The following is a 25,327-nucleotide window of genomic DNA, read 5'->3' as shown; positions in this document are numbered from 1 at the left end:
GGGTCGGCGCCGACGTGGGATGAGCGGCGATCACGCGGCGACGGGATGGAGCGATCGCTGCGAGACGATGTCGCCGACCGCGACGAGGATCTGCCGATCTCCCCCGAAGGGGCTGCGGGCGTGGGCCGTCGCGAGGTTGTCGAGCAGCGCGATGTCGCCCAGACGCCGAGCTCATGACTTACCGGCGCAGCTCGAGGCAGGGCGGGATCCGGGCCTTCCTGAGATCACGACCCAGGACATCGAAGATTTCGGCGGGATGAATCAGGGGATGCACGCGTGCTCGATGCTTCCGCCCGGTTTCGCCAGATCTCACCGCCGCCCTCGGCATGGCCCGGTAGCGTCCCCTCCTCGAGCGAGGGAATCGCCGTCCGGGATCTCCTGCTCTGCCCGAGCGAGTCACACGCCGCCCGCCCGGCCGGCCCCCTCGGGCGCGAGCGCCACATCGCGGAATCATGGCCGAGAGAGGAGCGTCGGTGAGCCTTGCGAGGGTCATCGACTCCGCCTAGAGTCGGCCCATCCAGTCGATGACGCCGCGCCGCACGACTGTCCTCCTGTCTGCCCTCCTCTACGGCGCGCTCGCGTGCGACGATCGCACCTCCGCGCCTCCGGGGGAGAGCGCGCCCGTCGGGTCCTCCGCTCGGTGTACGGCGTCCACGGGCGCTCCGGCGTCGAGCGCCACGCCGGGCACGAGCTTGAACGGGGAGATTGCGTGCAAGACGGACGCTGATTGCCCGGTGCTGGTCTGCGGTCCGTGCACCCCGGGGACGCCCATCACGATGGATCTCTTGATGGGCCCGACGTGCGTCGTGAACCCGTGCAGCAACGCATCCTCGGTATGCGACGCGCGGCGCATCTGTGTCGTCGGCGCGAGGACCAAGAAAAATCCGGCCGTGTGGGGCAGCGCCGCCCCGTGAGCACGTCGCCCCGACCTGCGCTGCCGGTGGTGAGCGGTGGATCGCTGGACGGCGAGGCGGTCCTTCGGCTCGCCGAGGCGCCGAACGCTCATGAGCCGATCGGGGAAGGAGAGCGGTTGATCGAGGCGGACCGGTACGCGCTCTTCCTTGGGCGGGGCGACGACCCGGCGTTCAACGTCGTGCAGCGCCTGCGGCTCGCGCCGGATGCGGTCCTCGAGGCGGTGGAGGAGGTGCGCGCGCTGGCCGCGCAGCACGGCCGACGGGCGCTGACGTGGGAGGTCGCGACCTCGGCCACGCCGTCCGGCCTCGCCGACCGTCTGCGCTCCTTCGGGATGTCCCCTGCCGAGCCCCCGCGGGCCGTCGTCATGGCGCTGCTCGAGCCGCCGCCGCGCGCTCCCGCGGGCATCGCGGTGTCGCGCGTCGAGACCGTGGGCGATTTCCGCACGTTCGTCTCGATCACCCATGAGGTGTTTGGACGGCTGGACCTGCTCGGCGCCGAGCTCGCCCGGATTGACCGCGATGGGGCGCGGGACCTCGCCGACACGCGGTTCGTCCGCTACCTCGCCTGGATTGACGGCGAGGCGGTCGCGGCCGCCACCGCGACGTTCACGGACGCCGGCGCCGTCCTGCACTCCGGCTCGACGAAGGCGGCGGCGCGCGGTCGCGGCGCGTACCGCGCGCTGCTGGCCGCCCGCTGGGAGGACGCCGTCCGTCGCGGCGCGCCGCGGGTCGTGACGAGGGCCGGCCCGATGTCGCGGCCGATCCTGCGCCGCGTGGGCTTCCAGGAGCTCGCCGAGATCGATTTCCTCGTGGATCGATTCGGCTGATGTGGGAGCTCGGCTGGCGTGCGAGGGGATTCGGGCTGTCGGCGGTACGCGGTCGCGCGCTCAGGAGCCGTTCGTGGCGAGGAGCTCGCGGGCGTCGCTGACGACGGCGGCGCGGCGGATCCACCGATCCAGCTCGGCGATGTCGGCGCTCGCGAGCACGCGCTCGCGCACGTCGGCGGGGACCTCCAGCCCGCGGGCCTCGAGGAAGGCGAGCACGTCGTGCGCCTTGGCCTTCAGGGTGCCCTCGCGCACCCCTTCCTCCCGGCCCTCCTGCTTGCCCTGGGCCACGTAGCTACGCGCGAACTCGCTCTGATACTGGTATCCGCTCTTCATCATCGCCTCCAACGTCCGCCTCGCCGCTGCGTTCAGCGAGGATAGCACCACGTCCGCGTACAGGGCCCGGCGCTCCTCATCGAGCCCGCCTGCCGCCGCCAGGAACGCCACCCCGATCGCCTCCCCGGCCTCCCCCTCCCCGTGCGCCATCGCCGACAGCACCACCACCTCCGGCGCCGCCTTCGCCTGCTCGGCGTCCGTGACGACCGGGACGCCCTCGGGCCCGAGCACCAGCGGCGTCAGCGTCCAGCCTGGGTGGCCCGTGTCGATCGGCCGCGCGCTCCACCGCGCCATCGCCGCATCGATCGTCACCACCAGCAGCCGCGTCGGGCAGCGGTGCCGCGCCCTCGTCTGGGTCACGTACACCGGCCAGACGTACGGCTTGTCCCGGTCCACGCCGAGCTGGACCTCGACCACGATCGCCATCGCCGGCCGCTGCTGCCCGCTCGCCAGCAGCACGACGATGACGTCCGCCCGCCGCTCCGAGGGCACGACCTCGGCCAGGTCCGAGGACTCGACGCGCGCCTCCGTGAGGGCGGGGACCGGCTGGCCGAGCGCGTCTTGCAGCATCTCGGCGGCCAGCCTCGGGCGGTTCTTGAACAGGTCGACCAGGACTTCATGCGTGACTGAGGGCATCGGGTCATCTCTCGGGTGGTTGCAGCCATGCTGGATTGCCGGGCGGCGCGCCCGGCGCCTGCGGCAGCTCCCGCAGGCGCCGGAGCAGCCGCCTCCCACCTCGTAATTTCCGGCCAGCTTCCCGGATTCGTCACGCGATCCGACCTATCCTGCTGGGCGCCCCCTGCCGGAGGCACGTCGTCTCGACACGGGGTGGCGTCTCGGATGCCCTCGGAGCGCGGGGGGCCGATCGCTCACCGGGAAAGCATAGGAGTCACGCGACATGTCACGACCCGAAGACTTCTCCGAATCCACCAAGCAATCCGCCCTGAACCGGCAGTATTTCCGCTGCGGGAGCTGCGGCGAGCACATCGCCAGCATCGACAGCGCAGGACAATCAGCGCATTTTTACGGCGAGGCGGCGCAGGCACATCACATACGCCCCATCCGATTCGGCGGGACGAGCAGCCTGGACAACTGCGTCATCCTCTGTCAATCGTGCCATTACTCCGTGCACGAGGGTGGAAACTACCGCTCTGGAACCGTCATCGGCGACACGGCGGATTACCCCTACTACAACGGATAGACATCCAGCTATCCGCCGCTGCTCCGCTGGAGGGCGCCGCGGACCCTCCCGGAGCGGCCGAACAGGCCGAGCCTCAACGAGCTGCTCGGCGCCTTCCAGCCCGCCGCCTCACCCGACCGGACCGCGATCCCCCGCCCCGTGCCCGCAGCCTCGCCGCGGCTCCGGCTCGCCCTTCGCCGCTTTCGGCGGCACCGGGCCGCACGTGCAGTCGAGGCACCCGTGCTCGGCGCAGGTCCCGCACGACGCGGCCACCTGCTTGCGGAGCGCCTCGCGCGCGCGGAAGAGGCGCACCGCCGCGTTGTTCGCGGTGATCGACGCCTCCTCGGCGAAGGCCTGGACCGAGAGCCCGTCGACCTCCACGCGCTGCAGCGCGGCGGCGTACTCGGGCTTCAGCGTGCCGGCCAGCGCCCGGACGCACTGGCACACGGCGCGCTGCTCCACCTGCGGCTCGGCCACCTCGTCGAGCTCGGCGGCCAGCGCGGCCATCGCCCGCTCCGACGCCCCCTTGCGCCGGAAATGGTCCACCACCGCGTTCCGGAGGGTCCGATAGAACCACGCCGTGGCGGACTCATCGTTGCGCAGGCTGTCGATGCGGCCGATGCCCCGCACGAACGCGTCCTGCAGGATGTCCTCGGCGAGCGCGCGGTTGCCGACCTTGCGCTCCAGGAACCGCAGGAACTCCCGGTGGCTCTCGACCAACGTCGCGACCACATCGGCCGAGCGCCCAGGCGCGGCGCCCTCCGCGCTCGCAGGCTCGGCGTCCTCCCTCGCACGCTCGGTGCCTTCCGGGGCTCGCTCGGTCTCGCTCATGACGCATGAGGCTAACCTCGGGGCCCGCCTGCCGCCACCCCGCTCCGCTTCCGCCGCCCCGACCCGACGCAAGGGCCCCGGGCTCCACGACACAAGGAGCCACGCCGCAAAGGGATGGCCTGCGTGAAAGGGATGGCCTGCGTGACCGGCGGGGTCACAATGTCCTCGTCATCGGCAACTGGGAGGCAGACGCGATGCTTCAAAGGGTGCTCGTCCTGGCCAGCGTGGGACTCGTGGCGGCCTGCTCCGGGGCAGACCCGGACGCCGCTCCGGAGCCGCCGCTGCTCTGCAAGGCCTCGCCGGACTGCGCCCCCGCCCCCGGAACGCCCTTGTGCGATCAGGTGCGCGGCGAGTGCGTCGCGCTCCCGCCCGGATCCCCGATCGGCGTCAAGGACGGCAGTCCGTCGTCGGTCGCGCTCGTGCTGGTCCACGAGCAGGACAGGCAGCGTGAGCCGACCGATCTCGACTTCAACCCCGAGCGGCCCGAGGAGCTATGGGTCGTCAACCGCCTGGACGACAGCGTGATCATCATCACGCGGCCCGGCGCGCCGGACAGCGCCTCGATCCGCCTCCGCGACCCGGCCGCAGCGCACTTCATGAACCGGCCGCCGGCGATCGACTTCGGCGACGCAGGCACGTTCGGGGTCTGCGGCGACAACGACAACGGCGGCAATGAGTTCATGGGTCCGACGCTCTTCTCGTCGGACCTCGCGGTCTTCGCGAAATCGACGCCCGACGGCCTCGGGTCGCACCTCGACATGCTCCACTCCAGCCCCTTCTGCAAGGGCATCGCGCACGAGGCGGGCAACGTCTACTGGGTCTTCAACGGCCACGACCTCGCGCTCGATCGGTACGACTTCGCCCACGATCACGGCCCCGGGAACGACGACCACGCCGACGGCGCGATCCTCCGCTATGCCGCCGGCGAGGTGCTCGGCAGCGACGACGCGCCGAGCCACGTCTTCTATCGCGCCGAGGACCGCCATCTCTACATCGCCGACACCGGTCATGGCCGGCTGCTGAAGCTGGATACCGCGAGCGGCACGCCCGGGACGAGCTTCGACGGGCAAGAGCCGGTCAGGGCGCGCAAGCACGTCGAAGGGGCCACGCTGACCGAGCTCGTCCCCCCGGGGACGCTGGAGGCGCCGAGCGGGATCGAGGTCCACGAAGGCATCGTCTACGCCACCGATCACGCCACCAGCCGATTCTATGCCTTCGACCTGACAGGACAGCTGGTCCGCACGCTGGACACCGGCCTGCCGGCGGGCTCGCTCGCCGGATTCACCTTCGGGCCGGACGGCAAGCTCTACTTCGTCGACCTGCGGTCGAGCCGCGTCTACCGCGTCGATCCCATCCTGTAGGCGCCGGGCGGCTCGATCGCGCCCGGCCGCGCGGCTTCGGCGACCGCGCAGCCGCCCGGTACAGGGAGGCGCCCCGGCCGGACCCGGCGGAGCGCAGCGGCGCGGTGTAATGAAGCCGGGCGGCTGCGTCTTCGGAGGTGAGCGGCCGCTGGGTCGCCGAAAGGAAGACACCATGAAAGAGACTACCCTCCAGGTCGGCGGGATGAGCTGCTCGTCCTGCATTCGCCACATCGACGGCGCGCTGCGCGAGCTCGACGGCGTCGCCAAGGTCGACGTGCGCCTGCGCGAGGGCACGGTCGTCGTGCAGCACGACCCGGCCCGCGCGCCCGTGGACGCGCTCGTCGAGGCCGTGCGCGGGGCCGGCTACGACGTGCGCTCCCGCGCCGCCTGAGCGGCCGCCCGCGGCGCGCCCGCGCGGGCCGGCCGCCTGAGGCGGCGCTGGCTCCCCCGGCGGCGCTCGGCCGCCGAAGAGCCAGCGCCGCCGGCGCGCGCCTCACTCGCCGCCGGCCGGGCTCGGCTCCGGCTTGCCGAGCAGCGCGTCGAGCTCGGCCTCGCCCCTGTCCTCCGCGCGCCTGCTCCGGCGGCGGCGGAGCCACTCGGCCGCGTCGTCGAAGAGCGAGTACGCCACCGGCACCGCGAGCAGCGTGAGGACCAGGGAGAGCGACTGGCCGCCGAGCACGATGGCCCCGGTCGTCCGGTTCTGGCCCGAGCCGACGCCGTGCGAGAGCACGAGCGGGATCATGCCGGCGACGAAGGCGATCGTCGTCATCAAGATCGGCCGGAGCCGGTCCTTGTTCGCCTGGAGGATCGCCTGGAGCCGCGGCATCCCCTCGGCCCGCAGGTGGTTCGTGTGGTCGATCTGGAGGATCGCGTTCTTCTTCACCACGCCGAAGAGGACGAGGAGGCCGAGCCCCGAGAAGAGGTTCAGCGACTGGCCGAAGAGCTTCAGCGAGAGCAGCGCGAACGGCACCGTGAGCGGCAGCGAGAGCAGGATCGTGATCGGGTGGAGCCACGACTCGAACTGCGCCGCGAGGATCAGGTACATGAACACGAACGCGAGGCCGATGACCACGGCGAAGCTCGTCGCCGTGCTCGCCGTGTTCTTCGAGCTCCCCACCGCCTGCGTGGCGTAGCCCGCCGGCATCTTCTGCTCGGCGATGATCCGGTCGAGCGCCGCCTGCACCGCCGTGTCGCCGACGCCGGGCGCGGCGTTCGCGCTGATGGTGATCTGCCGGCGCCGGCCGAGGCGGCCGATCGACGAGGGCCCGCTGTCGGGCTCCAGCGCGACCACGCTGTCGAGCGGGACGGCGCCGTGCCTGGACGAGGGGACCGAGAGGAACGAGAGGCCCTGCGCGTCCGCCCGGTGCTTCGCGTCGGCGCGCATGCGGACGTCGTACTGCTCGCCGGCCTCCGAGTACGTCGAGACCTTGAGCCCGCCGACGAAGAGCTGGAGCGCGCCCGCCACGTCGGCCACCTGGACGCCGAGATCCGCGGCGCGATCGCGATCGATGATCGCGCGGAGCTCGGGCTTGCCCACGACGAGGCTGTTGTCGACGTCCACCGCGCCGGGGACCTTCCGCAGCTCCTCGGTGATGCGCGTCGCGTACTCGGCCAGCCGGTCGAGATCCGGCCCCTGGAGCGCCACCTGGATCCGCCCCGTCGCCTGGCCGCCGGACGAGATCGCCTGCACCTCGCCGGCCGTGACGCGCAGCTCGCGCGGCAGCTTCGCGAGGATCTCGTCGCGCGCCCTCTGCATGATCTCGAGCTGCCCGAGCGCGCGCTGCTCCGGATCGACGAGCATCACGTAGATCTTGGCGACGTTCGAGGCCTGCTGCTCCCCCTCGCCGACCGTCATGAGCGTGCTCGTGACGCCCGGGAGCCGGCGCACGTCGTCGGCGATGCGCTCGGCGATGAGGCGGGTCGAGGTGAGGCTCGTCCCCTCCGGCGCGCGCAGGCTGATCTCGAACTGCGCCTGATCGTCCTCCGGGAGGAACCCGGCGGGCAGCGTCTTGGCGATGGGGGCGCACGAGCCGAGCGCGGCCACCGACGCGACGACGATCACCCAGCGGCGCTTCATCACCCACGCGAGCGCGGCCATGTAGGCGCGCTCGATCGGCCGGTAGAAGACGTCGACGGCGCGCTCGAGGATCGAGGGCTTCGCGTGCGCGCCCGCCTGCCTGTGCCCCGAGAGCCACCGCGCGGCGAGCGAGGGCGTGAGCGAGAAGCTCACGATGAGCGAGACCCCGATGGCGAAGGCCATCGTGAGGCCGAAGCTCTTGAGGAAGCGCCCCACCATCCCGGGCATGAACGCGACCGGGATGAAGACCGCCATGAGCGAGAGCGTGGTCGCGAGCACCGCGAGGCCGATCTCCTTCGTCGCCAGGACGGCGGCCGGGAACGGCTTCATGCCCTTCTCGTCGATGTAGCGGACGATGTTCTCGAGCACGACGATCGCGTCGTCGATCACGATGCCGACGGCGAGCGCGAGCGCGAGGAGCGTGAGGAAGTTGAGCGTGAAGCCGGCGACCCACATGACCGCGAACGTCCCGATGACCGAGATCGGGATGGCGAGCGCCGCGATCAGGGTGCTGCGGGCGTTGCCGAGGAAGAGGAGCACCACCGCCGCGGCGAGGAGGGCGCCGAGCACGAGGTGCTCCTTCACGGCGGCGATGCCCGTGCGGATCACCCGCGAGCCGTCGCGCACGACCTCGATCTTCGTCCCCTCGGGTAGCGAGCGCTGCACCTCGGCGAGGCGCGCCTTCACGGTGTCGACGACGGCGACGGTGTTCTGGCCCGACTGCTTGACGATCGACAGGAGGACGGCGCGCCTCCGGTCGAGCTGGGCCCACGTCTTCTCCTCGGCGCGGCCGTCTTCGACGCGGGCGACGTCCGCGAGGCGCACGGCGCGGCCGTCCTGCTGCCGGAGGACGATGCGGCCGAGCGCCTCGGGCGAGTCGACGCGCCCCATCACGCGCAGCGTGAGGTCCTCGGGGCCGGTCTCGACGCTGCCGCCCGGGGTCATCAGGTTCTGCGCCGCGATCGCGCGCTGCACCTCGGCCGCGGTGATCCCCTGCGCCCTGAGGGCGATCGGGTCGAGCCAGACGTTGATCTGCCGGCTCTGCGCGCCGATCACGTTGACCTGACCGACGCCGGAGATGCCCTCGATTTGCCGGCGCACCTGCTTGTCGGCGATCTCGCTGAGCTCGCGGATCGGCCGGTCCGACTCCACGGAGACGAGCAGCACCGGGGCCGCGCCGAGGTCGATCCTGCTCACGATCGGCGGATCGATGCCCTTGGGCAGGCTGGGCAGGACGGCGCTGATCTTGTCGCGCACCTCCTGGGCCGCGACGTCGGCGTCCTTCTCCAGCGTGAAGCCGACGACCACCTGGCTCACGCCCTGGGTCGACGTCGACCGGAGGTCCTCGATGCCGCTGATGGTGTTCACCGCGCCCTCGATCCGGTCGGAGATCTCGGTCTCGACCTCCTCGGGCGCCGCGCCGTCGAGGCGCGTCGTGACGACGACGTACGGGACGTCGATGTCCGGGAACTGGTCGAGGCCGAGCCGGGTGTAGCCGGCGGCGCCGAGGACCACGATGACCAGCATGAGGACCGACGCGAAGACGGGCCTCTTGACGCAAACGCGGGCGAGCCACTGCATGACGACCTCACTCCACGGCTTGGCCGTTCTCGAGCCCCTGAGCCGGCTTCATCACGATCGCGTCGCCCGCGCGGACGCCGCGGAGGACGGCGACGAGATCGCCCCTCTCCGCGCCGGTCTGCACGACGCGCTCCTCGATCCGGCGATCGACCACGGCGAAGAGGTGCGCGCGGCCCTCCTTCTCGACGATGGCGGACCGCGGCACCACCGGGCTCGGCGCCTCGCCGGTGGCGAGCGCGATCGACGCGAACATCCCCGGCCGCAGCGCGCCGTCCGGGTCCTCGACCTCGGCCTCGGCCACGAGGTCGCGCGTGGCCTCGCGGACCGCGGCGCCGATCCAGCGCACGGCGCCCGAGAACGAGCGCCCCGGGTACGCCGGCACGGTGAAGGTGAGCGGGCCGCCGGTCTTCACGGCGGCGAGGCTCGCCTCGGGCACGGTGAACTCGAGGCGCAGCGCGCCCTTCGAGACGAGCGCGACGACCCGGGAATCGTGGCGGACGTACTCGCCGACGTCGACGAAGCGCTCGGTGACCATCGCGTCGAACGGCGCCCGGATCTGGCCGTCGCCGACGCTCTGCGCGGCGGCGCGCGCGCGGGCGGTGGCGGCCGCGACCGAGAGCGGGGCGCTCCGGCACTGGTCGGCGATCCTGTCGTGCTCGGCCCGCGAGATCGCGCCGCCCTCGAACAGCGCCCCGTAGCGGTCGCACTCGCGCCTCGCCGTCTCCTCCTGCGCGCGGGTCAGCGCGGCGTTGGCCTGCGCCTCGGCGGCGGTGAGCGCGGCGGCGCGGACGTCGAGCCGCGCGAGCAGGTCGCCCTTCTTCACCGCGTCGCCGCGCTCGACGAAGGTCTCGAGCACGCGGCCCACGGCGTTGGCGGCGAGGTCGGTCTGCCGGTCGCCGCGCAGCGTGCCGGTGAGCGCGAGGCTGCGCGGCATCGGCGCCTCGCGCACCTCGGTGGTCTCGACGCGGACCGGCGGCGCGGTCGCCTGGGTCGCGCTCTCGGCGCTGGCCTTGGACGCGCAGCCCGCCGCCGAGGCGGCGAGCGCGGCGAGGAGGAGGAGGCTTTCGGCGCGGCGTTTCGTCGTGGCGTGGTTCAAGGATTCCTCGCGGCGGGGTCGGTCACGAGCGCCTCGCGTCCGGGCAGCGCGCGACCTCGCGGCCGGCGGCGCGCCGCGCCCCCGCCCGTTCCGCCGTCGCCCAGCCCTCCGCCTCGCCCCTCGGGCGCGGCGCTCCGGTCATCGCAACCGATGGTTGCGATGGGTATAACACGGCCGCGGTCGACCGCAACAACCAGTTGCGGTCATCGCAACAAACTGACGCGATGGCGCGCCGCGCCGCGAGATTGCGCTGGCGTGCGCCGCGCGGCGGAACTTGAATGACGGGTCGATGCAGGCGACGACGGCGAAGCGGACGGCGAGGCGGGGCTCCGCGAAGAAGCGCGCGCTCGTGCGCGGCGAGCCGGTCGTGCGCGGCATCCTGGCGGCGACGCTGGAGGAGCTCGCGAGCGCGGGCTACCGCGCGCTCCGGATCGAGGACGTGGCGACGCGCGCGGGGGTGAACAAGACCACCGTCTACCGGCGCTGGCCGACGAAGGAGGACCTCGTGCGCGCCGCGCTCCTGTCGGTCACGGACGAGAAGATCGTCCCGCCGAACACGGGCTCGCTCCGCGGGGATCTCATCGCGCTCGGGCGGGCGATCGTCGAGATCCAGATGTCACCGGTGGGGCAGAGCCTCGTCCACGTGTTCCTCGCCGAGGGGCTCGACTCGGAGCTCATGGCCATCGCCCGCTCGCTGCGCGCGGTCCAGGAGAGCGGGCTGCGGGCGATCGTCGAGGGCGCCGTCGCGCGGGGCGAGCTCGCGCCGAGCGACGATCCGATGCTCCCGTTCGAGCTGCTCGCGGCCTACCTCAAGAACAAGATGATCGAGCATCGCGCGAGCGTCGACGAGGCGCAGCTCGCGCGCGTCGTCGACGTGATCCTCCTCGGGGTGCTGCGCCCGGGCCTGCGGGAGCAGGCCTGAGCGCGGCGCGCGGGGCCGGGTCAGACGGCGAGGGCCTTCCAGCGGCCGCGCGCGAAGGCGACGGCGAGCAGGGCGCTGCGGCAGATCCAGTCGGCGGTGCTGCCCATCCAGACGCCGACGAGCCCGTGGCCGAGGGTCACCGCGAACAGCCACGTGCCGCCGAGCCGGACGAGCAGCGAGCAGACGAGCGTCACGGCGAGCACGGTCCGGGTGTCGCCGGCGCCGCGGAGCCCCATCCCCATGACGGTGGCGAACGCCATGAACGGCTGCGCCACGGCGGCCACGCGGAGCGCGCGCTCGCCCACGGCGAGGAGCTCGGGGTCGCCGGAGAACGCGAGCAGGAGCGGGCGCGGGGCGAGCGCGAACAGGACGCCGAACGCGGAGAGGGCGAGGATGGCCATGAGGGCCGCGACGAGCGCGACCCGCGCGGCGTCGCGGGGGCTGCGCGCGCCGAGGCGCTGCGCCATGAGCGCCCCGGCGGCGATGCCGAACCCTTCGGAGGAGAGGAAGCAGACCGACTCGACGGCGATGAGCGCCTGGTTGGCGGCCATCGCGGTGGCGCCGAGCAGCCCGATGATGGCGACGAACCCCATGTAGCCGGCGTGGTAGACGGATCGCTCGGCGAACGCCGGCAGCGCGACGCGGAGGACCCGCGCGAGCGCCGGGGCGCTCGCCTGCGGCGCGGGCGCCTTGGCCGCGGCCGGCGCGGACCGGAGGGGCAGCGGGCTCGAGCGCGACAGCAGCACCGCGGTCAGCAGCAGCGCCTCGGTGGCCATGGTGCACGCCACGCCCACGGCCGCGCCGCGCACGCCGAGCGCGGGCAGCCCGAGGTGGCCGAAGATCAGCACCGCGCTGACCGGCACGTTGACGAGGTTGCCGATCGTGGCCACGACGAGCGGCGTCCTCGTGTTGCCGACGCCCTGCAGCGCGGCCGCCGCGACGGCCTCGACGAACGCGAGCGGGAGCGCCGGCAGCACGATCCCGAGGTACGCGGCCGCCTGCTCGACGACCGCCGCGCCGGCGTTCGGGAACAGCGCGCGGAGCAGCGGGCCGCAGGCGGCGAGCAGCGGCAGCGCGACCGCCGCCCCGAGCGCGAGCGCGAAGACCAGCGACGCGCGCGTCGCCTCCGCGGCGGCGGCGCGGTCGCCGGCGCCCACGCTGCGCGCGACCACGGCGAGCGTGCCGGCGGAGGTCGCGCTGAAGACCGAGACGAGGGTCCACGTCAGCGTCCCGCAGATCTGCATCGAGGCGAGCGCGGTCGTGGAGTAGCGCCCGACCATGCCGCGGCCGACGAGGAAGACCAGCGTCAGCAGCAGCATGTGCGCGATCGCGGGCCACGCGAGCCGCCACACCTGCCGCGCCAGCGCCGCGCCTGAATGTTCGCTCTCCACGAGAAGTCGGGTCCTCCGGGCTCAGCGGCGCCGCGCCGCCCTGGGTGATACCACCTGCCGACGTACGCTCCGCCAGGAGAGGGAGCGAGGTTGACGACCGCCGTCGCGCCGCGCCGGGCGACCTGAGCTGCGCGCGGCGACCCGAGCGCCGTGCCCGGCGACCGGAGCTGCGCGCGGCGATCGGGGCGGTCTCGGCGCGCCGGTCCGCGGCGGCCTCGGCCGCGCGCGCGGCGACCGGCGCGCGCGCCAGAAACCATTTTGTTGCAAATGCAATTTGATTTCATTATTCGAGGCTGCGCCAGATCGAGAGAGGACCTAGACGTGACGCGAAAGCTCCCTGTGACCGTGCTGTCCGGCTTCCTTGGCGCCGGCAAGACCACGCTGCTCAACCACGTCCTCGCGAACCGCGACGCGCTGCGCGTCGCGGTGATCGTCAACGACATGAGCGAGGTCAACGTCGACGCCGCGCTCGTGCGGGGCGGGGGCGCGGCGCTCTCCCGCGTCGAGGAGAAGCTCGTCGAGATGTCGAACGGCTGCATCTGCTGCACGCTCCGGGAGGATCTCCTCGTCGAGGTGGCCCGCCTGGCGGCGGAGGGGCGCTTCGACTACCTGCTGATCGAGTCGACGGGCATCTCCGAGCCGCTGCCGGTCGCCGAGACGTTCACCTTCGCCGATCCTGCGACGGGCGAGAGCCTCTCCGAGGTCGCCCGGCTCGACACGCTCGTCACCGTCGTCGACGCACAGCGGTTCCTCGCGGACTGGACGAGCGCAGACGACCTGCGCGCGCGCGAGGCGGCGCTGGACGGCGACGACGAGCGCACGGTCGCGGATCTGCTCGTCGAGCAGGTCGAGTTCGCGAACGTGCTCGTGCTCAACAAGATGGATCTCGTGAGCGATGACGAGGCCGAGCGGCTCACGGCCATGCTCCAGCACCTGAACCCCGGCGCCCGCATCATCAAGGCCCGCCGCGGTCGGGTCGATCCTCGCGAGATCCTCGGCACGGGGCGCTTCGATTTCGAGGAGGCGGCGCGCTCGCCCGGCTGGATGCGGGAGCTGCGCGGAGAGCACGTGCCGGAGACCGAGGAGTACGGGATCGAGAGCTTCGTCTACCGCGCAGCGCGCCCGATGCACCCGGAGCGGCTCTGGGCCTTCATCCACGGCGCGGCCGCCTGGGATGGAGTGCTCCGCTCGAAGGGGTTCTTCTGGCTCGCGACCCGCATGGACGTCACGGGGGCCTGGTCGCAGGCCGGGGGCGCCGCCTCGTTCGAGGCGGCGGGCCGCTGGGCTGCGTCGTTGCCGGAGGAGCAGCGGCCGGAGGACGACGAGGTGAGCGCCGCGTGGCACCCGGTCTGGGGCGACCGGCGGCAGGAGATCGTCTTTATCGGCGTCGACATGGACCGAGCGGAGCTCACGCGCGGCCTCGACGCCTGCTTGCTGACGGCGGAGGAGATGGCCGCGGGGCCCGCCGGCTGGAGCCGGCTCCAGGATCCATTCCCGGCGTGGCAGGGAGAGAGCGCGCCGGAGCGCGAGAGCGAGGCAGCACCGGCGCAGCTCCTGCTGTCCTGAGGCGATCCAACCCTGTCGAGCTCGCGACGCCTGAGGCGAGCGTGGGCGCTGCGGATAGGCCTCGATCCCGAACTGAGCACAATCGGGTCGTTCACGGAATCGAGTAAGGGATTGTCCTGGCCTCGTGCAGAAACCACGGACTCTCCCATGTCAAGCAAATCGCTCGGCCTCCACGCGGCGCGCCGGCGAGCGCGTTGAAGCTCGGCGGGCATTCTTCGGTCGAGGGGGAAAGGAGTCGCACCCCGGAGGCGCCTGCGCACCAAACGATATCTGCGCTGCGCTTCAGGCCTTGACTTGGGGCTGTCCGGCGCGAAATCTCATCCGGCGCCGCGTGGAGCGGCGCGCAAGAAGCCTGCGTTTGCGCCGGCGAACAACGCCGTTCACCGAAAGGAAACAGGAGGTCCCCGATGCGCTACGAAAAGCCTGAGTTCGTCGAGATCAAGATGGACGCGGAGATCGGCTCGTACCAGAGCGACTTCGACCCTGTTCCGATCAATTTCGCGCGCCCGGCGCCGGCGGAGCGAGAGGGCGCCGCGGTCGAGGCGGAATAAGAGCCTTCGAGCGAGCACCGGAATGCGCCTCTGCGTCCTGGGTTCGTCCGCCGGCGGCGGCCTCCCGCAATGGAACTGCGCCTGCCCGAACTGCGTCGAGGCGCGCCGCGGCTCGGCGCGCGTCCGCCCTCGCACCCAGGACGCGCTCGCGCTCGAGGTGAGCGAGGGCAGCTGGTTTCTCGTCAATGCCTCCCCCGACGTCCACCGGCAGATCGAGGCCTTTTCACCGCTGCAGCCGCGGGCCGGCAGGGCCTCGCCCATCGCGGGGGTCATCCTCACGAACGGCGATCTCGATCATGCGCTGGGGCTCTTCTCCCTGCGCGAGAACGCGCCGCTCGTCATCTACGCCACCGAGGCCGTCTACCGCGGCCTCGCCGAGGGCAACACCATCTTCCGCACGCTCCAGCGCTTCCCCGGGCAGACCACGTGGCGGCGCCTCGAGCTCGACAAGCCCGCGGAGCTCACCGGGCTGGACGGCGCGAAGACCGGGGTGACGGTGGTCCCGGTCGCGCTGCCGGGCAAGGTGCCGAAGCACCTCGAGGGCCTCGCCCCGCCGTCTCCGGAGGACAACATCGGCCTCTGGGTCCGCGACGCGGCGACCGGCCGCCTCGCCGCCATCGCGACGGCCGTCGGGGCCGCCGGCGACTACGTGCCGCGCCTCGACGGCGCGGACGTCTGCTTCTTCGACGGCACCTTCTGGTCGAGCGACGAGCTCGTGCGCCTCGGGCTCGGCAAGGCCCGCGCGGAGGACATGGCGCACCTGCCCATCGGCGGCGACGGCGGGAGCCTCAGGCTGCTCGCGGGCGTCGGCGCGCGGCGGAAGATCTACACGCACATCAACAACACCAACCCGATCCTCGTCGAGGGCTCGCCCGAGCGGCGCGCCGTGGAGGAGGCGGGCTGGGAGGTGGCCGCGGACGGCCTTGTGATCGACCTATGAACGACGAGCCGCTCTCCCGGGAGGCGTTCGTCGCGCGGCTGCGCGACGAGGGCGCCCGGCGCTACCACGACAACCACAGGTTTCACCAGCGAATGCACCGCGGCGAGCTCTCGCGCCGCGAGATCCAGGGCTGGGTGCTCAACCGTTACTATTACCAGACGCGGATCCCCATCAAGGACGCGCTCATCCTCTCGAAGAGCGAGGATCCGGCGTTCCGGCGGCTCTGGATCCACCGCATCGTCGATCACGACGGCGCGCGCGAGGGCGAGGGCGGCCTCGCGCTGTGGCTGCGGCTCGCGGACGGCGTGGGGCTCGACCGCGGCGAGGTCGCGGGCCTGACCCGGGTGCTGCCCGCGGTGCGCTTCGCCTGCGACGCGTACGTGACGCTGGTGCGCGAGCGCAGCCTGCTCGAGGCGGTGGCCTCGTCGCTCACCGAGTTCTTCGCGCCGGATCTCATGTCCCGGCGCATCGTCGCCTGGGAGCAGCACTATCCCTGGGTCGACCAGGCCACGCTCGATTACTTCCGCGGGCGGGTGACGCGCGCCAGGGCCGACTCCACCGAGGCGATCGATTACGTGACGGCGCGCGCGACGACGCGCGCCGCCCAGGAGGCGTGCATCGCCGCGCTCATCACGAAGTGCGACATCCTCTGGGCGATGCTCGACGCCATCGCGGCGGCCTACGGGCCCGAGGCGTGACGCGGAGATGCCCCTCGCGCCCGGCGATCGGCTCCTCCTCGCGAGCAAGGCGCGGCTCGTGCGAGATCGCGCCTCGGGCCGCGAGATCCTGCTTTATCCGGAGCGCGGCCTCGCGCTGAACCCGGTGGCCGCGGCGGTCGCCGCGCGCCTCGACGGCGCGCGCACGGTGGCCGAGATCGCCGCCGAGATCGCGGCTGCCTTCGCCTCCACGCCGCCGGACGCGGTGGAGCGCGACGTGATCGCCTTCCTGGAGGAGCTCGCCGAGCGCGGCCTGCTCGAGGAGCGACGCGCGGCCGTGGCCGTCGGGGACGACGCCGCGCGCGGCGCGCCGGCCGCGCGAGCCCCCGCGCTCGCCCTCGAGGGCGGCGCCGCGGCGGACGCCGCGTCGCACCGCCCCTACACGCTGATCGCGGAGCTCACCTACCGCTGCCCGCTGCGCTGCCCGTACTGCTCGAACCCCATGGAGCTCGAGGGCGCCGCCGGGGAGCTCTCGACGGAGACGTGGTGCCGCGTCTTCGCGGAGGCCGCCGAGCTCGGGGTGATGCAGCTCCACCTCACGGGCGGCGAGCCCCTCGCCCGGCGCGACCTCGAGGCGCTCGTCCGCGCGGCGCGCGGCGCCGGGCTGTACACGAACCTCATCACCTCCGGGGTCCCGCTCGCGCGCGAGCGCCTCGCGGCGCTGCGGGCGGCGGGGCTCGACAACGTGCAGCTCAGCGTCCAGGACGCCGACCCCGAGCGCGCCGACCGGATCGCCGGCTACGCGGCGTTCGACCACAAGCTCGCGGTGGCCGCGTGGGTCAAGGCCGAGGGCCTCCCGCTCACGGTGAACGTCGTGCTGCACCGGGAGAACATCGATCACGTCCCGGCGATCGTCGCGCTGGCCGAGCGGCTCGGGGCCGACCGGCTCGAGCTCGCCAACACGCAGTACCTCGGCTGGGCGCTCGCGAACCGCGACGCGCTCCTGCCCACGAGGGATCAGCTCGAGCGCGCGTTCGCCATCGCCTCGGCGGCGCGCGAGCGGCTGCTCGGCCGGATGGAGATGGTCTTCGTCACGCCGGACTACTACGCCGCCTGGCCGCGAGCGTGCATGGACGGCTGGGCGCGCCGCTACCTGCACATCGCGCCGGACGGCCTGGTGCTGCCGTGCCATGCGGCGCACACGATCCCGGGGCTGGGCTTCGAGAGCGTGCGCGATCGGCCGCTCGCCTGGATCTGGCGCGAGGCGCCGAGCATGAACCGCTTCCGCGGCGACGCGTGGATGGCGGAGCCCTGCCGGGGCTGCGACCGCCGCGAGGCCGATTTCGGCGGTTGCCGCTGCCAGGCCTACCACCTCACCGGCGACGCCGCCGCGACGGACCCGGCCTGCTCGCTCTCGCCGGCGCACGGGGTCGTCGAGGAGGCCCGGCTCCGCGCCGCCTCGGCGCGGACGGCTCAGCCTCGCTATCTGCACCGCGGCGCGCCCCGTTGAGCTCCCCCCCGACCAGGCCCTACGCCGTGCTCGGCGTGGTCGCCGTCGGCACCTGGATGTCCGCGCTCGGCAGCAGCCTCATCAACGTCGCGGTGCCGCTCGTCCGCCGGGATCTCGGGGTCGACATCGGCGCCGCGAGCTGGGTGCTCGCCGCCTACTCGCTCTCGGTGAGCGCGCTGCTCCTGCCGTTCGGCCGCCTCGGCGATCGTCACGGCAAGGGGCGCGTGTACGCCGCGGGGTTCGGCGTCTTCGGCGTGGGCTCGGCGCTCTCTGCGCTCGCGCCCACGCTCGCGTCGCTCGTCGCGGCGCGCGCCCTCCAGGGCGCGGGCGCGGCCATGCTGATGGCGAACGGCCCGGCGCTCACCACCGCCGCGTTCCCGCCCGCGCAGCGCGGCCGCGCGCTCGGCTTGCAAGCGACGGCGACGTACCTCGGGCTGTCGCTGGGGCCGTCGATCGGCGGCTGGCTCGCGCAGCGCGCCGGCTGGCACGCGGCCTTCTGGATCAACCTGCCCATCGCCGTCCTGGGAGGGCTCCTCGCCCGGTCGCTCGTCTGGGGTGGCTCGGCCGGCGCGACGCCGGGGATCTCCCGCGGCGCGGACCCGCGCGCGTCGGCGGCAGCCGCGGACCCGGCGTCGGCTCCGCCTGCGCGGGGCGCGCCGCTCGACGCGCGGGGGCGGCCCTTTCCGTGGGCGAGCGCGCTCCTCTTCGGCCCGGCGATCACCGCGCTCCTCGTCGCCGTCACGCGCGGCCAGCGCTGGGGCTTTCAGAGCCCCAGGGTCATCGGCCTCCTCGCCCTCGGCGCTGTCCTCGCCGCGGCGTTCGTACGGGCGGAGCGGCGGAGCCCTGCGCCGCTGATCTCGGGCGCGCTCCTCCTGCAGCCGGCGCTCGGGCGCGGGCTCGTCGCCGCGTTTCTCCAGTACGCGGCGGTGTACATGATGCTGTTCTTGCTGCCGTTCTATTTGCAGGGTCAGCTCGCGATGAGCGCGGCGGACGCGGGCCTGGTGATGACGGTGCAGCCGGCGGTGATGGCGGTGCTCACCGCGACGAGCGGCTGGCTCTCGGACCGCATCGGCACGCGCGGGCCGGCCGTCGCGGGCATGGTGGCGCTGGCGCTCGGCCTCGCGAGCGTGGCCCTGCTCGGCCCCCGGCCCGAGCGCGCGAGCCTGCTCGCCGCGCTCGCGCTGGTGGGGGTCGGCTCCGGATTGTTCACCTCGCCGAACAATAGCCGCATCATGGGCGCGGCGCCGCGCGATCAGCAGGGCACCGCCGCGGGTCTGCTCGCCGAGGCGCGCAACGTGGGGATGCTCTGCGGCGTGGCGGCCTCCGGGGCGATGTTCGCGGCGCTCGGCGCGGGGCAGCCGGTCGAGGCGGCGGGGAGCGGCGCGTTCGGCGCGGCGTTCCAGGGGACGATGCTGGCCGCGTCAGCGCTTGCGGCCCTGGGGGCGGGCGTGAGCGCGGCGCGAAAGACCCCTGGGAGCGCGCACCCGGGCGGCGGGCGCGGCGCGGCCGCGGCTCAAGGCGAGGCAGGCGGCGCCGTCTCCGGATAAAAGCACATTCCGATACTTCTCCTCCAGGCCGACTTCGAGCAGCGCCTCCGGGCCGCCGCCGACCAGCGCTGGGCCGACGCGGCGCTCCAGCCGTCCAAATACACGACGCCGCTCCTCGCGCCGATTACCCGCCACGGATGACACCTCGCGCCTCGAGCAGCTCTCTCCGGAGCGAGCGGCCAAACACTACGGGCGAGGTGGCCACAAAAGTTCGAGCTCACCGAATCCCTTCGCCGACGGCACCTCGCCTTCAAGGCCCTAAGATCGAAGGCTTTCTCTTTGATCCAACGGGGAAGATAGCTATACTTCCTCTCACACAACCTTCATCGTGACCCCATGAAAATTCAACTCTCAATCTTCGCCGCGGCAGCAATCGTCGCCCTCCTGTCACCTCTCTCAGGCTGCTCCGATGCGCCGGAGGATTCTGACGACACCAGCACCAGCAGCTCGGCAGCCGGAAGCACGAGCGCAGCCTCGAGTGGCTCTGGGACCGGCGGCTCGGACTCGAGCGGGACGGGCTCGGGAAGCGTTACCAGCAGCGCGAGCACCGGGGGCACCGGTGGTGGCGACCCAGGGGTCGCACCGACATTCGAGACGATGAAGTTCGTGATCGAAAACGCTTCCTGTTTCGGGGCGGGTTGCCACAACGACGAGATGAACCCCCTCGATTTGCAGATCGACGCAGAGCTGCGCACGAGGCTGACCACACACGTGTCCGAGAATTGCGGCAATCTCCCCATCGTCAACCCCGGCAAGCCGGAAGAGAGCGCTCTCATCAAGATCCTCAAGGGGCCGTGCGGCGAGACTCCGCGGATGCCCCTCGAGTGCGTCAACGATGAGGATGCCAAGTGCGTACCCCCCGACTACATCGAAGCGCTCTCGCAGTGGATCGCCGACGGCGCGCTGGAGTAGCAGGGCTTGGCGAGTAGCCGCCGACCCCGCGCGCTACGACATCGAACTGGTTGAAACCCCGAGAAAATGAAACGCAGAGGGCGCAGAGGAACAACAAATTCCCTCTGTGTCCTCTGTGCCTCTGTGGTTCCAATTTCTTCATTCTCGGGCATCATAAGCTGATCGGCGTTTCAGGACCTTTCCTTGAACCGTCGACGGCCGAGACGTTGGCCCGCCTGGCTCGGCCGAGCTCATCCTCCCTCGTGTCGGGGATGGCCGTGCGACTCGGGATGATCTACGGCTTTACGAGCGCGGCCGCCGGGTAGGCGGCGTGATCAGGTCCGGGCGTTTCCACGGTGTTCGTCTCGAAGGTCCAGCTGCCACCCGGCGGAATCTGGACCGTGCCGCTACCGATCGCTACGCCGAGCGGACGCCCGACGCGATTGACGGAGAAGACCGTGGCGGAGGGCTCGCTCACCGCCACGTCGAGCCCGTTGAAGAACGTGCCCGTGTACGCCGTGCCGGCGCCGCGAGCTACGGCCTTCACCTGGCTGATGGTGAGGCCCTCGATGGGGACGACGTCGAGGGCAAAGTAAGGGCACCGGTAGACGACGTATCCTACGTCTTCGATCGCGATGTCCGAGGGCAAGTCCGTCACCGCGGCCATGGTCACGTCGCCTGGACCTACGCACGCGGCGATGGCGCCCGAGCCATCCGTGAGCCGATAGAAATGCTGGGTGAGCAACCCGTTGATCCCGACTGCCAGGGACCGCTGGCTCCTGTCGTAGAGCTCAACGGAAACGGCGGCGCTGCAGGCCGGGGTATCCCCGTCGTTCCTCAAGGCGGCGTAGAGCTCGGTGTTGGTCGGTCCTTTGCGAAGCGTCAGCGCGATCACGTTGAGCACGCCGTTTCCGCCGGGGAGCGCCATGACGGTGAGGTCTTCCGGAACGAGGAGCGCGCCGTCGCCGATGTCCCCGCCCCCCCCGGCACCGTCGCTCGCCTCGCTCGAACAGGCCAGGGGGAGGAGCACAGCAGCAGGGATGAGGAGACGCTTCGCCAACATGACCATGAGAAGGGATCCTCAGCCTATCGCTGTCCGCCGTCGACGGGCAGCGCGGGGCCGCGAAATGAGGCACACCACGAAGAGCGGCCCTTCCGCGGCGTCCGCGCTCACCGGCGACGCACAAGCGCAAAGACCCCTTCGGCAAGAAGAGGTCTTTGCACGCGAGCTCGTCCGGGTGTTCAGGACGTCGCCCCGAGCGCGGTCAGGCCTTGAGCTCCGCGAACCCGCCCGGGTTGTGGATCGAGGCTTCGCGTGCGCCCTTGCCGCCGATGAAGTCCTCCGTCTTGTCGGAATAGCCGAAGTGGGTCACCTCCGCGGAGCCACCCTTCGCAGGGAAGCCGTCCGCGCCCGCCTTCACGCCGAGGGCGTTCATGATGTTGCAGAAGTACTTGTTGATCGGCGCGTTACCGATCTTCGGATCGGTCCCGGTGCCCTGATTGACGCCGTTGACCTGGCCGGTGCCGTTGGCGCACTGCGACATGCTGTTGCCGGCCGACGGGGTCGACGCGGGGTCGACGTTGATGATCTGACCGGTCTTGAAGTAACCGCCGGCGCTGCCCGCCTGAATGATCGGGGCGTTGTTGAGGTTGTGCGCGTTGCCGTCCGACATCTCGTTGAACCAGATGGCGGCGACGCTGTCGAGGACCGTCCCGCTCCCCGAGGGGATGCTGTCGAGCATCTTGACGAGGTTCGCGAACTTCTGCGCGTAGTAGGCGTCGACCTTCAGGAGCATCTCGATCGCGTTGGGCAGGCAGCTGCCTGTCATGCCCGCGTTGTCGAGGCGGTGCGAGAGGGAGTGCGACTCCATCGTGATGCCGAGCCCCTTGAAATTGTAATTTCCAGGGTACTTCATGAAAATCACGGGGTTGGCGTTGCAGGCGGCCGCGAGCGCCGCGATGGCCGAATAGATGTCCGCGCCGTCCAGATCGCCGGCGACCTTGGTCGTGAGGACGTCGGTGCCGAAGCCGCCCGACGCCGCCTTGGAGGCGTTCGCCGAGGTCGCGCCGAGCATCTCGCCGAGCTCCGCGTTGCACTGCGCGGAGACCATCACGTTTCCTGTCGAGTTGACGAGCTCCTTCCAGGCAGCGAGCTTCTGCTTGTCGGCGCTGCTCATGTCGAACCGCTCGAGCGTCTGCAGGTCGTCCTTCACGAGGTCGAGGACGCTCTTGCCGCGGACCGCCGCGTAGCTGTCCGGAGACATCGGCTGCCCCGACTGGAAGAGGCCCGTGAGGCTGCTGAAGGCCTGCGACGCGTTGAGGCCGCTGAAGAGGGTCTCGGAGGCTTTGTAGGAGATCGCCGACTGAGCGCCGTCATTCTGACCGGCCGTGTTCAAGAGCAACGGCGTGCCCTGCGGGCTGAGCTGCTGGGCGATGACGTGATCCAGCGAAGGACCGACGGCCTTCGCGTTGAACTTCGTCGCCTGGTTGAAGCTGAACGGGTCGTTGCTGTTGGGCGTGACCGGCTGGCAGGTGAAGAACGACCCCACGATCTGCGTGTGGGAGTCGTTCCCCTGTCCACGCGTCATGTTGGCGGTCCACTCGTTCATCGAGCGGATGCCGCGCGGCATGAGGAGCTTCTTCGCGTACGGAGCGAGGGCCGCGAGGCTCGTCGGCTCGAGGTCCGCAGCCGTGAGCTCGCCCTGGGTCTTCGTGGGGAACCACTTGTTCGTGATGACGCCGTAGTGCGTGAACATCACGATGAGCGCCTTCCCAGGCGCAGGGGTGTCGCCCCTCGCGGTGCGTTCCCACACAGAGCTGAGGAAGGGCGCAGCCAAGGCTGCTCCGCCCATGCCACGGAGGAAGATTCGGCGGTTAAGTTTCGTGCTCATGGTCAACATTCCTCAGCTTTCACTGCGTTTCACGGATTCGCACGCGGAACGAATCCGCTTGAGTGAGATCGGCCATCAGATCGAGAACGCTGTAGCCGCTCTCAGACAACTTGGCCTCGAGATTATCGACGACGCACTTGTCTTTCCCGTTCGGGAGCCGCCCAAAGGCATAGGAGACCCACGCCTGAGCGTAGAGCTGCTTGGCCTTCTGGATCTGAGCGATCTCCTGCATGAGCTCGAACGGAGAGGTGATCTCCTTCACGTTGCCGTCCCCGAAGTCGATGGTGTTCGTCGTGACGCTCGCGTCGATCACACCACCGCGAGGATCCATCGTCTGCATCTTCCCGATGCCGTCGAAGCCCTCCATCACGAAGCCCGGCGGGTTGACGACCGCGTGGCAGCCCTTGCAGCTCTCGGGCTTCGTCAGAGCTTCGACGTACGCGCGCTGCGTGTCGAACTGGCCGTCGACGGTCAGCATGGTGGCGCCGGGGAGGGGCGGACCCGGGTTCACGCCGAGCAGGTACGTCGCGATGAACGCGCCTCGCAGGATCGGGCTCGTGGAGTCGTAGCTCGAGTAGGAGCTCAAGAACCCGACGCGCGTCAGGAAGCCCGGCCGCTCGTTGGCGTCCAGCTCCACCCTGGTCAGCTCGGTGCCGTACGCCGCAGGATCGAGCCCGTAGATCTCCGCGTTGTCTTTGTTGACGAAGGCGACGTTGCTGAGGAGGACGTCCTTGAACGAACCGCCCGAGAACGCCACCTCTTCGAAGAAGGCGTCGAGCTCGGCCTGCCAGCTGGGCTTGGCGGCCGGATCGTACAACGGGTACGTCTCGGTGTCGTGATCGCCCTTCCACCAGTGGGCGAGATCGTTGTCCATCTGCGCCCAGCTTCGGTGGAACGCTGACACGAGCGGCCCGGTCTTCTCGCGCACGGCGATCATCCGCTGCGCCTGGGCCAGGATCTGCTCTTTGGTCTGGAGCTCGTTGTTGTCGGCCGCCGTGTTCAGCGCGTCATCCGGAGCGGAGCCCCAGAGCAAGTACGAGAGCCTCGTCGCCACCTCATAGCTGGAGAGCTGGATGCCCTCACCCGACGAAGCCGGCGTGGTCGTCAGCTCGGGGAGCATGAGGAACGAGGGCGACACGAGGAAGGCGAGCAACGTCGTCTCGGCGACCTCGTCGGGCGTCCCTGCCGGCGTCGTCTGGCCCAGCTTCTCGAACCGCGCCACCTCCTCGGGGGTCAGCGGGCGGCGGAACGCCTTGCGGCCGAACGTCTGGATGGTCTGCGTCAAGCAACCGGCCGCCGCAGGATCGCAGCTGATGAACTTGGACTTGTTCGGCCCAGCCATCACGTCTTTGGCGATCGCCGCGGCGACATCCTGATAGATGCGCCACGCGTCAGGGGTCATCGCGCCGTCGAAGTCGCCGACGAGCAGCTCGGACGGCCGCTTCCCCTCGGCACCCACGCGGGTGACGCCGAGGAGGTCCCGCACCGTGTTGTCGTACTGCCGGTTCAGCAGGCGGGGGAGCTGGGTCGTCGCCGGGAGGCCGGGGATACAGACATCCGGGGGCCCATTGTCGATGTCACCCCCGGTACCGGTCGAACCGCTGCCGCCGGTGGGGTTGTCGTCTTCGCCACCGTTATCCGCAATGTTCCCTGTGCAGGAAGCGAGGAAGGCTGTTGAGGTCAAAAAAATTGTCGTACCGATGTACGATAGTTGACGCAACGTTCGCATAGCCCAATATTCCCCTGTCGCGCCGAAGTGATCACCGGAGCGGATCGGAAACCGTGGATGAGCCCGAAGCTCTCCGTCGACGAGATCACCGGCGTCTCGCCGAACGTTTTCCTTTGGAGGCGGGATAGTGAAGCGCTGGCATACGAGGGTCGCGCAGACGCCGCTTCGCTCTAGCGGCTGCCCGCTTCGATCGGAGGGCCGTGCCTCCGCCGAGCGAGGCGGAGACGCGCACGAGGCGTTCGGCGCTCCACCACGATCACAAGGTAGAATCGGGGTTTAGGATGCTTCGCCCCGTCCGCTCGCCAGCACGGACGGCTGCGCTCCGAGAGATCCTGCGAGCTACCCGCGCAGCTGGGCATGCGGTCAGAGCAGCGGCTATCCACTGCTGAGCTTCGATTCGTTCGTGGGCGACGCGTCGCACGATCGTGGACGACGCGTTGCACGGCCGCGCATGACGCGCTGCACGACCTGAGGGGGTATAATACTGAGCCACGCCTCCATACGGCCGGGGTTGGCCGTCAGCTGCGTCCACT

At 71.1% G+C, this 25,327-nt stretch carries 21 protein-coding genes and 1 pseudogene; 13 read left to right on the top strand and 9 right to left on the bottom strand.

What is annotated here, in order from left to right:
• Positions 1–565: 565 nt before the first annotated feature.
• Positions 566–823: a hypothetical protein gene (locus WME83_RS47640; protein WP_437316345.1), complete on the bottom strand. Its 258-nt coding sequence runs from the start codon at positions 821–823 to the stop codon at positions 566–568.
• Positions 824–910: 87 nt separating this feature from the next.
• Here WME83_RS47640 and WME83_RS47635 point away from each other — a divergent pair, with 87 nt between their 5' ends.
• Positions 911–1,741, top strand: coding sequence for a hypothetical protein (locus WME83_RS47635; RefSeq protein WP_437316344.1), 831 nt, complete (start codon positions 911–913; stop codon positions 1,739–1,741).
• 60 nt (positions 1,742–1,801) lie between these two features.
• Here the strand turns inward: WME83_RS47635 and WME83_RS47630 are convergent, their stop codons facing one another.
• Positions 1,802–2,710 (bottom strand): hypothetical protein, encoded by a 909-nt coding sequence (locus tag WME83_RS47630; RefSeq protein WP_437316343.1) that lies wholly within the window; start codon positions 2,708–2,710, stop codon positions 1,802–1,804.
• Between the two features lie 262 nt (positions 2,711–2,972).
• Between WME83_RS47630 and WME83_RS47625 the strand changes: the two genes are divergently transcribed.
• Positions 2,973–3,275: an HNH endonuclease gene (locus tag WME83_RS47625; RefSeq protein ID WP_437316342.1), complete on the top strand. Its 303-nt coding sequence runs from the start codon at positions 2,973–2,975 to the stop codon at positions 3,273–3,275.
• 108 nt (positions 3,276–3,383) lie between these two features.
• Here the strand turns inward: WME83_RS47625 and WME83_RS47620 are convergent, their stop codons facing one another.
• Complete coding sequence (locus WME83_RS47620) at positions 3,384–4,085, bottom strand: RNA polymerase sigma factor (protein WP_437316341.1); 702 nt, start codon at positions 4,083–4,085, stop codon at positions 3,384–3,386.
• A 194-nt stretch (positions 4,086–4,279) separates the two neighbouring features.
• Here WME83_RS47620 and WME83_RS47615 point away from each other — a divergent pair, with 194 nt between their 5' ends.
• Both WME83_RS47615 and WME83_RS47610 read left to right on the top strand, forming a co-directional pair.
• Positions 4,280–5,446: a hypothetical protein gene (locus tag WME83_RS47615; protein ID WP_437316340.1), complete on the top strand. Its 1,167-nt coding sequence runs from the start codon at positions 4,280–4,282 to the stop codon at positions 5,444–5,446.
• A gap of 172 nt (positions 5,447–5,618) precedes the next feature.
• Positions 5,619–5,837 carry a heavy-metal-associated domain-containing protein gene (locus tag WME83_RS47610; RefSeq protein WP_437316339.1) on the top strand — a complete coding sequence of 73 codons (219 nt, stop codon included), beginning with the start codon at positions 5,619–5,621 and terminating at the stop codon, positions 5,835–5,837.
• 102 nt (positions 5,838–5,939) lie between these two features.
• On the opposite strand, the gene WME83_RS47605 is transcribed toward WME83_RS47610, so the two are convergent.
• Positions 5,940–9,104, bottom strand: coding sequence for an efflux RND transporter permease subunit (locus WME83_RS47605; RefSeq protein ID WP_437316338.1), 3,165 nt, complete (start codon positions 9,102–9,104; stop codon positions 5,940–5,942).
• A gap of 7 nt (positions 9,105–9,111) precedes the next feature.
• Positions 9,112–10,200 carry an efflux RND transporter periplasmic adaptor subunit gene (locus WME83_RS47600; protein ID WP_437316337.1) on the bottom strand — a complete coding sequence of 363 codons (1,089 nt, stop codon included), beginning with the start codon at positions 10,198–10,200 and terminating at the stop codon, positions 9,112–9,114.
• Positions 10,201–10,489: 289 nt separating this feature from the next.
• Between WME83_RS47600 and WME83_RS47595 the strand changes: the two genes are divergently transcribed.
• Positions 10,490–11,122 (top strand): TetR/AcrR family transcriptional regulator, encoded by a 633-nt coding sequence (locus tag WME83_RS47595; protein ID WP_437316336.1) that lies wholly within the window; start codon positions 10,490–10,492, stop codon positions 11,120–11,122.
• A 20-nt stretch (positions 11,123–11,142) separates the two neighbouring features.
• Here WME83_RS47595 and WME83_RS47590 read toward each other — a convergent pair whose 3' ends face one another.
• Positions 11,143–12,513, bottom strand: a complete 1,371-nt coding sequence (locus tag WME83_RS47590; RefSeq protein ID WP_437316335.1) for an MATE family efflux transporter — start codon at positions 12,511–12,513, stop codon at positions 11,143–11,145.
• 321 nt (positions 12,514–12,834) lie between these two features.
• On the opposite strand from WME83_RS47590, the gene zigA reads away from it, so the two are divergent.
• The 8 genes and pseudogenes from zigA to WME83_RS47550 all read left to right on the top strand — a co-directional run bounded on the left by zigA (position 12,835) and on the right by WME83_RS47550 (position 20,195).
• Positions 12,835–14,079 (top strand): zinc metallochaperone GTPase ZigA, encoded by a 1,245-nt coding sequence (zigA, locus tag WME83_RS47585; protein WP_437316334.1) that lies wholly within the window; start codon positions 12,835–12,837, stop codon positions 14,077–14,079.
• Positions 14,080–14,486: 407 nt separating this feature from the next.
• Positions 14,487–14,630 (top strand): hypothetical protein, encoded by a 144-nt coding sequence (locus WME83_RS47580; protein WP_437316333.1) that lies wholly within the window; start codon positions 14,487–14,489, stop codon positions 14,628–14,630.
• 22 nt (positions 14,631–14,652) lie between these two features.
• Entirely contained in the window at positions 14,653–15,570 is a 918-nt protein-coding gene (pqqB, locus tag WME83_RS47575; RefSeq protein WP_437316332.1) for a pyrroloquinoline quinone biosynthesis protein PqqB, read from the top strand.
• Positions 15,567–16,268 carry a pyrroloquinoline-quinone synthase PqqC gene (gene pqqC, locus WME83_RS47570; RefSeq protein WP_437316331.1) on the top strand — a complete coding sequence of 234 codons (702 nt, stop codon included), beginning with the start codon at positions 15,567–15,569 and terminating at the stop codon, positions 16,266–16,268. The genes pqqB and pqqC overlap by 4 nt, the downstream gene beginning before the upstream one ends.
• A 7-nt stretch (positions 16,269–16,275) precedes the next feature.
• A pseudogene (gene pqqD / locus WME83_RS47565) lies at positions 16,276–16,536 on the top strand (pyrroloquinoline quinone biosynthesis peptide chaperone PqqD); the annotation flags it as partial.
• Positions 16,537–16,671: 135 nt separating this feature from the next.
• On the top strand, positions 16,672–17,736 hold the full coding sequence (pqqE, locus tag WME83_RS47560) for a pyrroloquinoline quinone biosynthesis protein PqqE (protein ID WP_437322122.1): 1,065 nt from the start codon (positions 16,672–16,674) through the stop codon (positions 17,734–17,736).
• A complete protein-coding gene (locus tag WME83_RS47555; RefSeq protein ID WP_437316330.1) occupies positions 17,733–19,283 on the top strand; it encodes an MFS transporter in 1,551 nt (516 codons plus the stop codon). Before pqqE ends, WME83_RS47555 begins: the two co-directional genes overlap by 4 nt.
• Before the next feature lie 597 nt (positions 19,284–19,880).
• The gene (locus WME83_RS47550; RefSeq protein ID WP_437316329.1) at positions 19,881–20,195 is read left to right on the top strand and encodes a hypothetical protein; all 315 of its coding nucleotides are present in this window, start codon (positions 19,881–19,883) and stop codon (positions 20,193–20,195) included.
• Positions 20,196–20,469: 274 nt separating this feature from the next.
• Here the strand turns inward: WME83_RS47550 and WME83_RS47545 are convergent, their stop codons facing one another.
• The 3 genes from WME83_RS47545 to WME83_RS47535 form a co-directional block, all read right to left on the bottom strand.
• Positions 20,470–21,243, bottom strand: a complete 774-nt coding sequence (locus tag WME83_RS47545; protein ID WP_437316328.1) for a hypothetical protein — start codon at positions 21,241–21,243, stop codon at positions 20,470–20,472.
• A gap of 196 nt (positions 21,244–21,439) precedes the next feature.
• Complete coding sequence (locus WME83_RS47540; protein WP_437322121.1) at positions 21,440–22,930, bottom strand: DUF1552 domain-containing protein; 1,491 nt, start codon at positions 22,928–22,930, stop codon at positions 21,440–21,442.
• 154 nt (positions 22,931–23,084) lie between these two features.
• The gene (locus WME83_RS47535) at positions 23,085–24,749 is read right to left on the bottom strand and encodes a DUF1592 domain-containing protein (protein WP_437316327.1); all 1,665 of its coding nucleotides are present in this window, start codon (positions 24,747–24,749) and stop codon (positions 23,085–23,087) included.
• Positions 24,750–25,327: the final 578 nt, after the last annotated feature.

The sequence above is a fragment of the Sorangium sp. So ce385 genome, from assembly GCF_051474135.1.
Taxonomy (GTDB): domain Bacteria; phylum Myxococcota_A; class Polyangia; order Polyangiales; family Polyangiaceae; genus Sorangium; species Sorangium cellulosum_D.
The sequence above is the reverse complement of the archived record's forward strand: the minus strand, read 5'-3'. Positions and strand labels throughout refer to the sequence as shown.

Coding starts and splice junctions, on each gene's coding strand:
- WME83_RS47630 (WP_437316343.1), bottom strand. CDS start 2,710: ATGCCCTCAGTCACGCATGAAGTCCTGGTCGACCTGTTCAAGAACCGC.
- WME83_RS47625 (WP_437316342.1), top strand. CDS start 2,973: ATGTCACGACCCGAAGACTTCTCCGAATCCACCAAGCAATCCGCCCTG.
- WME83_RS47620 (WP_437316341.1), bottom strand. CDS start 4,085: ATGAGCGAGACCGAGCGAGCCCCGGAAGGCACCGAGCGTGCGAGGGAG.
- WME83_RS47615 (WP_437316340.1), top strand. CDS start 4,280: ATGCTTCAAAGGGTGCTCGTCCTGGCCAGCGTGGGACTCGTGGCGGCC.
- WME83_RS47610 (WP_437316339.1), top strand. CDS start 5,619: ATGAAAGAGACTACCCTCCAGGTCGGCGGGATGAGCTGCTCGTCCTGC.
- WME83_RS47605 (WP_437316338.1), bottom strand. CDS start 9,104: ATGCAGTGGCTCGCCCGCGTTTGCGTCAAGAGGCCCGTCTTCGCGTCG.
- WME83_RS47595 (WP_437316336.1), top strand. CDS start 10,490: ATGCAGGCGACGACGGCGAAGCGGACGGCGAGGCGGGGCTCCGCGAAG.
- WME83_RS47580 (WP_437316333.1), top strand. CDS start 14,487: ATGCGCTACGAAAAGCCTGAGTTCGTCGAGATCAAGATGGACGCGGAG.
- pqqB (WP_437316332.1), top strand. CDS start 14,653: ATGCGCCTCTGCGTCCTGGGTTCGTCCGCCGGCGGCGGCCTCCCGCAA.
- pqqC (WP_437316331.1), top strand. CDS start 15,567: ATGAACGACGAGCCGCTCTCCCGGGAGGCGTTCGTCGCGCGGCTGCGC.
- WME83_RS47550 (WP_437316329.1), top strand. CDS start 19,881: ATGAAGTTCGTGATCGAAAACGCTTCCTGTTTCGGGGCGGGTTGCCAC.
- WME83_RS47545 (WP_437316328.1), bottom strand. CDS start 21,243: ATGGTCATGTTGGCGAAGCGTCTCCTCATCCCTGCTGCTGTGCTCCTC.
- WME83_RS47540 (WP_437322121.1), bottom strand. CDS start 22,930: ATGTTCACGCACTACGGCGTCATCACGAACAAGTGGTTCCCCACGAAG.